Source organism: Blastomonas sp., from assembly GCF_030373265.1.
Lineage (GTDB): Bacteria > Pseudomonadota > Alphaproteobacteria > Sphingomonadales > Sphingomonadaceae > Blastomonas.
Window position 1 is genome coordinate 149,978 of sequence record NZ_JAUCZC010000007.1, and the last position, 6,100, is coordinate 156,077.

8 protein-coding genes are annotated in these 6,100 nt (G+C 66.1%); 1 reads left to right on the plus strand and 7 read right to left on the minus strand.

The genetic code is table 11. From position 1 onward, the window contains the following. Positions 1-32: 32 nt before the first annotated feature. The 7 genes from flhA to QUV11_RS06350 form a co-directional block, all read right to left on the minus strand. The gene (gene flhA / locus QUV11_RS06320) at positions 33-2,144 is read right to left on the minus strand and encodes a flagellar biosynthesis protein FlhA (RefSeq protein ID WP_300881119.1); all 2,112 of its coding nucleotides are present in this window, start codon (positions 2,142-2,144) and stop codon (positions 33-35) included. Positions 2,145-2,149: 5 nt separating this feature from the next. Beyond that, the gene (locus QUV11_RS06325; RefSeq protein ID WP_300881120.1) at positions 2,150-2,947 is read right to left on the minus strand and encodes a transglycosylase SLT domain-containing protein; all 798 of its coding nucleotides are present in this window, start codon (positions 2,945-2,947) and stop codon (positions 2,150-2,152) included. 310 nt (positions 2,948-3,257) lie between these two features. After that, positions 3,258-3,566, minus strand: coding sequence for a hypothetical protein (locus QUV11_RS06330; RefSeq protein ID WP_300881121.1), 309 nt, complete (start codon positions 3,564-3,566; stop codon positions 3,258-3,260). Beyond that, positions 3,566-3,853, minus strand: a complete 288-nt coding sequence (flgM, locus tag QUV11_RS06335) for a flagellar biosynthesis anti-sigma factor FlgM (RefSeq protein WP_289620278.1) — start codon at positions 3,851-3,853, stop codon at positions 3,566-3,568. The genes QUV11_RS06330 and flgM overlap by 1 nt, the downstream gene beginning before the upstream one ends. A 115-nt stretch (positions 3,854-3,968) precedes the next feature. After that, positions 3,969-4,514 (minus strand): flagellar protein, encoded by a 546-nt coding sequence (locus tag QUV11_RS06340; RefSeq protein ID WP_300881122.1) that lies wholly within the window; start codon positions 4,512-4,514, stop codon positions 3,969-3,971. A gap of 57 nt (positions 4,515-4,571) precedes the next feature. Then, complete coding sequence (locus tag QUV11_RS06345) at positions 4,572-5,051, minus strand: hypothetical protein (protein WP_300881123.1); 480 nt, start codon at positions 5,049-5,051, stop codon at positions 4,572-4,574. Between the two features lie 13 nt (positions 5,052-5,064). After that, a complete protein-coding gene (locus QUV11_RS06350; RefSeq protein ID WP_300881124.1) occupies positions 5,065-5,766 on the minus strand; it encodes a MotA/TolQ/ExbB proton channel family protein in 702 nt (233 codons plus the stop codon). Between the two features lie 243 nt (positions 5,767-6,009). Here QUV11_RS06350 and QUV11_RS06355 point away from each other — a divergent pair. Further along, the coding region (locus QUV11_RS06355) for a flagellar basal body protein (protein WP_300881131.1) at positions 6,010-6,100 on the plus strand (91 nt) is incomplete at its 3' end.

Below are 6,100 nucleotides of genomic sequence, written 5' to 3' on the forward strand. Positions count from 1 at the left end.
CTTCATGAGAATGTCGGGCTGCGGCTTCGGTTTCAGCCGCGCGAGAAGGAGTGTTCGGCCTGCGGCGCGCGCTGCTGCGGCTGACCGCCGACGGTGGCGACCACCTCGACCGGCTTGTCGTCGGGCAGCTCGCGGAACGAGAGCACCGGCGTATCGGGGAAGCGCGGGCGCAACAGGTCGGCGAGCGGCTTGCGCGCCAGCGGCGAGGTGACCAGCGCATAATTGCGCTGTTCCATCATCAAGGGGCGTGCGGCCTGTTCGATCGCGCCGAGGATGCGCTGGGCAAGGCCCGGCTCGATCGGGAAGGCGGCATCGCCCGCGACGCGCAGCGACTGCGCGAGCAGCGTCTCGAGCTCGGCATCGAGCGTGACCACCGGCAGCGGCAGGTTCACCGGCACCAGCGACTGGATGATGATCGATCCGATCCGCTGGCGGACGCCTTCGACGATCTGCGGCACGGTGGTGCCTTCGCCCGCGGCTTCGACCATGGCCGAGCAGATGCGCCGGAAATCGCGCAACGGAACACCCTCGCGCAGCAGTTCGCGGCACACGGCGGAGATCGTGAACAGCGACAGCGGCTGCGGGGTGAGCCCGTCGACCAGCTCGGGCGAGCTTTCCTTGAGCGTTTCGAGCAGCTTCTTGGTCTCGTCCATGCCGAACAGCTGCGCGGCGTTGAGGCGGACCATCTGGTTGAGATGGGTTGCCATCACGGTGGCGGCATCGACCACGGTATAGCCCGCGACGATCGCCTCGGCGCGCATATCGGCCGAGATCCACACCGCGTCCATCCCGAAGGTCGGGTCCTTGCACGTGCGGCCCGCAATCGGCGTATCGATATCGCCGCTGTCGAGCGCGAGCAGATCGTCGGGCCAGATCTCGTCCTCGGCGACGATCGTGCCGCCGATGGTGATGCGGTAATGGTTGGCGGGCAGGCTCATGTCGTCCTTGATCCGCACCAGCGGGATGACGAAGCCCAGTTCCTTGGAGATCTGTTTGCGGATGCCGGTGACGCGCTTCATCAAGGGCGCATCGCGACGTTCGTCGACCAGAGGCACGAGGCCATAGCCGACATCGATGCCCAGCATCGCGCCATCGGAGACGTCCTGCCAGTCGATGGCATTGGGGTTTTCGGGCGCAGCGGGAGCGACCAGCTCGACCACCGGCGGCTTGGGACGCGACAGCTTCCACGCGATGAACCCGGCGATGGCCGCTGCGGGCAGGATGATCATGTGCGGCATCCCGGGCAGCAGGCCCATGATGCCGAGGATCCCCGCAACCGGCACCCAGGCCTTGGCGATGCCGAACTGTCCCGAGATCTGTCCCGGAAGGTCGAACGGTGAGTTGACGCGGGTGACGATCGAGGCGGCGGCGATCGACAGCAACAGCGCAGGCACCTGCGCCACCAGCGCATCGCCGATGGCGAGCATGGTGTAGTTGGAGGCAGCCTCGCCGATCGACAGGTCGTGGCTGACCGTCCCCAGAATGATGCCGCCGATGATGTTGACCACCAGGATGAGCACGCCGGCGACCGCATCGCCCTTCACGAACTTGGACGCACCGTCCATCGAACCATAGAAGTCGGCTTCGGTGGCAACCTCGACCCGGCGGGCCTTGGCTTCCTCGGGCGTCATCAGCCCGGCGTTGAGATCGGCATCGATCGCCATCTGCTTGCCGGGCATCGCATCAAGGGTGAAGCGTGCCGACACTTCGGACACGCGGCCCGCGCCCTTGGTGATCACGACAAGGTTGATGATCATCAGGATGGCGAACACGAAAATGCCGACGACATAGTCACCGCCGATGAGCAGGCTGCCGAACGCTTCGATGACATGGCCCGCCGCCGCGCCGCCCTCATGGCCGTTGACCAGCACGACGCGGGTCGAGGCGACGTTGAGGCCGAGGCGCAGCAAGGTCGCGAACAGCAGCACGGTGGGGAAGCTGGAGAAATCGAGCGGCTTGGTGACGTTCAAGGCCACCATCAGCACCGCAAGGCTGATCATGATGTTGAAGATGAACCCGATGTCGAGCACCAGAGCGGGCACCGGCAGGATCAGGAACACCACCAGCAGCAGCGTTGTCAGCGGCAGGATCGCACCGCGAGACAGGGCCAGGATACCGCTCAGTTTGGAGGGCGCAGGGTTCATCGAGGTCAGGCTCCCATCGCGGCGAGCAGCATATAAGCCAGCCGCGCGTTTTCGTTTCCGCCCAGCGGGGCGGCAGTATCGGGTCGTGCGGCGCGCGCATTGGCGAGCCGGAGATAATCGGCAGGCTGGACCTGCGGCAGGTCATTGCCTTGCCGCGGCAAGCGGCTGCCGCCGGCATTTGCCGCTCCGCCCAGCTTGTCGGCAAAGCGGTTGCGGATCTCCGCAAAGCTGCGCGGACTGCCACCGCGGTCGTAGAAGATGTTGCGGTTGGCCTGTGCCGCGCGGCCGAACATCGGCGCAGCTGCGGCATCGGGATTGGCATCGTGCGATGCCAGGAACTGGCGGGCGCCTTCGGGGCCCAGGAAATGCGCGAGATACAGGTCCACCGGGGCGGCCTGGCGACCGAGGCTGCCTTCGAGATACTGGCGGTTATCGGCGGCGAACTCCCCCGCCATCAAGGCCGCAACTTCGGGGTTCTTGCGCAGCGCGAGGATCGCATGGCGCGTTTCAGGATCGGCGACCCGCAGGCGGCCCTTGCTGTCGCGCTGGATGGCGTTGGCTGCCCAGTCGAGCCCGTGCTTCGAGCCGTGCTTGTCGACAACGCCGAGCCAGCTCTGGTCGATGAACTGATACAGGCCGGTGGCGGACGACGTCGACGCCTTGGCATCGGGATTCATCCCGCTTTCGACCTTCGCCTGGCCCATCAGATAGTTGAAATCGACCCCCGTGCGGCGCGCAGACGCAGCAATCGCGCGGGTGACGCGATCTCCGTTGCTGCCGACACTGCCAAGATACGAGGACAAGAGGTCATCTCCAGAAGGTTTCTGAAGAGAGTATCAGCAAGGTCTGTGCCAGTTTGAGGGGGTCGGCGTGGCTTGGCAGCGACGAGGTCGCAGAACACCTCTCTCCCCTACCGCTTGCGGGAGGGGCAGGTCCGGCTCGCCGGTCCGGGGTGGGCTGGGAGCACGACCCTCAGAAGGATTCACATAGTCTCAGGCCCACCCCGGCCTGCGGCCACCCCTCCCGCAGGCGGGAGGGGAGAGGGTTGCGCACACAAAAAAGCCCCCCATCCGTCGCCGGATGGAGGGCCTGCCCCACTGTTATCTCAATACTTTAGGCGCGGCGCGCAGGCGCGCTATAGGTCGCGGCGGCTTCGCTGCCCTGGATCTCCGCGACGCGGCGATCGACATGGTCGCGCAGGAAGCGCAGCCGCTGGGCGGCGGCGGTGTTGAACTTCATCAGCCGGTCGAGCTGGCTGCGGGTGCTGGTGTCCGCGCGCAAGACGCCCTGGTTGCGCAGCGCATCGGTGATCCCGCCGAGATCGCGCGTGTGCGTGATCATCGCTGCAGTATCGCCCGCATCCAGGGCCGCGATCAGCGCGCTTTGCGTGTCGGCGAAGCGCTCAAGCAGGTCGGCCTGCATCAGTTTGCGACTACGCCGAGGTCGAGTTCGATCATCTTGGCCGCAAGCTTTTCGGCATCGATGACATAGCTGCCATTGGCAAGCGCATCGCGGATCGCAGCGACGCGGCCCTCGTCGATCGGCGCAGCCGAGGCTGCGGCCTGGGCAAAGCTGGTGGTGGCTGGCGCGTTGCGGACGGTGTTGTCCGATGCAGCGGTGGTCGCCGAAGCTTCCACGGCCTTCTCGGTCGCCCCGCCCTTGCGGGTCGCGCCGATCGCCGGACTGCCATATGCGGTTATGCGGGACATGGAATAAAGACCTCGTTCTAGCATGACTTACGTCCTTTAACGGCCCTGGCCTGATTTGCTTAAGGCGAATTTTTGACAAAAGGTTAATGCGGTTCTGCCCGCATTGGTAAACGTCTCAGTTACCAAGGATCGTGGCGCGACCGGGTTCGACGATGCGCACGAAGATCGGCTTGCCGCGGGGTTCATCGCGCACCGAGATGACCTCCCCGACGCGGCCGTCCTTGTCGGCGATCATCACCCGCGACAGCGAGAAGTTCGGCCTTTCGACGGTCAGCAGGATGGGCTCGCCGCGCTTGATCGCTGCCTCTCCGATACCGGCGAGACTGCGCTGCTGGGGTCCGCGCGGTGCCATCGCCTGGCTCGGCTCGGCGGTCAGATCCAGCGGCACGCGGATGCGCCAGCCCAAGGTCGGGCACCGCACGGCGGCCGCGCCCATATCGGGACCGGTGATTTCGAGCGCGACCGGGCACGCCTTGAGCTTGAGACGGCGGTCGACCAGCGCGCGGGCGCCACCGGGCTGACCGACCTCGGCACCCATGGTGGCGGCGACCAGCACGTCGATCTCGCCCAGGTTCTGCATCGCCTGGGCATTCGCCGGCAAGGATGCGGCGAAGACCGGGGCCACAAGCAGGGCGGCAAGCGCGGTTTTAGGAACAAACATAAGCGGTCCTTTGATGACTGTCGGTCGAGTCACAGCAAGGTCCGTGCCAGAACAGGCCTATGGCTGCACGCCGATCGGACGTACCATCAGCGTCACCTCGCGCGGTTCGGCGGTCCCGCTGCCCGGCTGGGCGAGATCGGGAATCATCGCGCTGTCGGCGATCCCCTGCTCGGCAAGCACCCGCATGATCGCTGCAGTGCGCGCAGCGGCAAGCTCCCAACGGTCGAGCCGCGATGCGCCTTTTTCTGCCACCACCGGCACCCGGATGCCGATATGAGCGCCCTTGGCCTTATGAGCGAGAGCGGCGATCTGCGCCACGCCCTGCCCGGTCAGCCGCGCCTCCTGCGGCTCGAACAGCCGCGCGATCGGAAGAGTGGTGGGTTGCGCCGATGCTGCGCCTGGGGTGCCGAAACTATCGACAAGTGCCTCTGCCACCGCCGGATGGCGGTCACCGACGCTGGCGATCATCGCCATCACCCCGGTCATGATCAGGGCAAGGTCGAGAAACGACAAGGTTGTGCGCTGCGCGGGGGTCATCACATCGCCACCATCAGGGCGAAACGACGGACGCGCGGGCCGGACGCGGCTCTTCGGTCGCAACGACCAGGCCGCTGGCGGTGATGTCGGGATATTCGCGGCGGCCGATCTCGATCAGGCGGCGCGCGGCGTCCTCCTCCCAGCCGATCTGCTCGCTGGCGATGCGGGCCAGCCTTTGCGCGATCGGCCCGGCGATCAGGTTGGACAGCACCAACCCGTATAAAGTGGTGAGCAGGGCGACCGCCATCGCGCGCCCGATCGATGCTGCGTCCGAGACGTTGCCGAACAGCAGGATCAGGCCGATGACGGTACCCAGCATCCCCATCGCGGGCGCGCAATCGGCAACGTTCTCCCAGAAGCGCACCATCGCGGTCAGCCGGGCGCGGCGGTGTGCGCCCAGCCGCAGCATCGCGGCCTGAAAGCCATCGAGCGAGCGGTTGTTGGCCATGGCATCGGCGGCGGCGGCGACAAAGGCCCCGCCCGCCTTGACCCGGTCGGCGCAGCTGATGCCGCGGCTTTCGACCGTGTGTTCGATGCGCAGCACCGCGCGGTGCCCCTCGTCGGCCTGGTCCTGGGTTTTCATCCACAGCTCGCGGCGTAGCGCGCCAAAGCCGCTCAGCGCCGCTGAGGTGCCGTTCTGCACCCACGCGACGGCGAAGCTGCCACCGGCGACACAGCCCAGCGCCAGCGGGTCGAGGAAGGCGGCAATCGTCATGATCTGTCCTGTTTCCAATCCCGGTTGCCAGCGGACCAAGGCGGCAAAACCTTGCCGCAGGACCGGCAAAACCTTGCCGCGCGGCGCTGGCCTCTCCCGCATGATCTGCAACACCTCCGCCTGAAACCCCCGGAAACCCGGTGTTTCAGGAAAATGGCACGGGCATTGCTTACCATCTGGGCGACGCATTCTGTCTATCGCTTATGACGGCAGGTGCAGCCATTGGTTAAGAGGAATGGTCCCATGGGGGCAGACAAGATTTTCGGAATGCACGGCACCGCGCTGCAGCTGCGATCGCAGCGGCTGTCGATGCTGGCATCGAACATCGCCAATG

Excerpts from the sequence above, each read along its gene's own strand:
- QUV11_RS06340 (WP_300881122.1), bottom strand. The coding sequence starts at position 4,514 with ATGTTTGTTCCTAAAACCGCGCTTGCCGCCCTGCTTGTGGCCCCGGTC.
- QUV11_RS06345 (WP_300881123.1), bottom strand. The coding sequence starts at position 5,051 with ATGACCCCCGCGCAGCGCACAACCTTGTCGTTTCTCGACCTTGCCCTG.
- flgM (WP_289620278.1), bottom strand. The coding sequence starts at position 3,853 with ATGTCCCGCATAACCGCATATGGCAGTCCGGCGATCGGCGCGACCCGC.
- QUV11_RS06350 (WP_300881124.1), bottom strand. The coding sequence starts at position 5,766 with ATGACGATTGCCGCCTTCCTCGACCCGCTGGCGCTGGGCTGTGTCGCC.
- QUV11_RS06330 (WP_300881121.1), bottom strand. The coding sequence starts at position 3,566 with ATGCAGGCCGACCTGCTTGAGCGCTTCGCCGACACGCAAAGCGCGCTG.
- flhA (WP_300881119.1), bottom strand. The coding sequence starts at position 2,144 with ATGAACCCTGCGCCCTCCAAACTGAGCGGTATCCTGGCCCTGTCTCGC.